Source organism: Streptosporangium sp. NPDC051023, from assembly GCF_040689595.1.
GTDB lineage: Bacteria > Actinomycetota > Actinomycetes > Streptosporangiales > Streptosporangiaceae > Streptosporangium.
This window is the reverse complement of the sequence record NZ_JBFBCE010000257.1, coordinates 1-1,220: the sequence shown is the minus strand read 5'-3', so window position 1 is coordinate 1,220 and position 1,220 is coordinate 1. Positions and strand designations below refer to the sequence as shown.

Annotated in this window: 1 protein-coding gene; it reads left to right on the top strand. The window is 65.4% G+C overall.

Going from position 1 to position 1,220, the window contains the following annotated elements:
• On the top strand, positions 1 to 1,220 hold a 1,220-nt coding region (locus AB0395_RS48530), incomplete at both ends, for an efflux RND transporter permease subunit (RefSeq protein WP_366295160.1).

Below are 1,220 nucleotides of genomic sequence, written 5' to 3'. Positions count from 1 at the left end.
GCTGCAACTCGCGCCCGGCGCGAACGCGCTGGAATCGGCCGAACTGGTCCGCGCCGAAGTCGCGCGTCTGTCGGCCAACCTGCCGCAGGGCTGGAAGGTCGCCTACCTCAACGACGCCACCGACTTCATCAAGCTGTCGATCAGCGAAGTGGTCAAGACCCTGATCGAAGCGATCGTGCTGGTGGTGATCGTGATGTTCGTGTTCCTGCAGAGCTGGCGCGCGACGCTGATCCCGGCGATCGCGGTGCCGGTGGTGCTGCTGGGCACGTTCGGCATCATTTACGCCGCCGGCTTCTCGATCAACACGCTGACCTTGTTCGGCCTGGTGCTCGCCATCGGCCTGCTCGTCGACGACGCCATCGTCGTGGTCGAGAACGTCGAGCGGCTGATGCACGAGAACCCGAGCATGACCCCGCGCCAGGCCACCATCGCCTCGATGCGCGAGATCAACGTCGCCCTGATCGCCATCGCCCTGGTGCTGTCGGCGGTGTTCCTGCCGATGGTGATGTTCGGCGGCTCCACCGGCGTGATCTACCGCCAGTTCTCGCTGACCATCGTCTCGGCGATGTTCCTGTCGGTGCTGGTCGCGATCGTGCTGACCCCGGCGCTGTGCGCGACCATGCTCAAGCCGATCGAGAAGGGCCACCACGCGTCCGACAAGGGCTTCTTCGGCTGGTTCAACAACAAGTTCGACTCGGGCAACAAGAAGTACCAGGGCGTGGTGCACGGCATCGTCACCCGCGCCGGCCGCTTCATGATCGTGTTCGCGGCGATGGCCGCGCTGATGGGCGTGATGTTCTTCCGCCTGCCGTCCTCGTTCCTGCCGCAGGAAGACCAGGGCTTCTTGTTCACCATCGTGCAGACCCCGGTCGGCGCGACCCAGGAACGCACCGGCGAGACGCTGAAGAAGGTCGAGGAGCAGTTCCTCAACGACCCGGCCGTGGATTCGCTGTTCACCGTGCAGGGCTTCAGCTTCGCCGGCAACGGCCAGAACGCGGGTATGGCGTTCTCGCAGCTCAAGCCGTGGGAAGAGCGCGCCAGCACCTGGGGCGACCGCTGGCGCTGGCTGACCAGCTTCGGCAAGACCCCGATGCCCGACAACAGCGTCAACGGCGTGGTCGGCCGGGCGATGGGCAACTTCATGCAGATCAAGGACGCGTTCGTGTTCGCGCTGGCGCCGCCGGCGGTGTTCGAACTGGGCAACTCCAACGGCTTCGTGT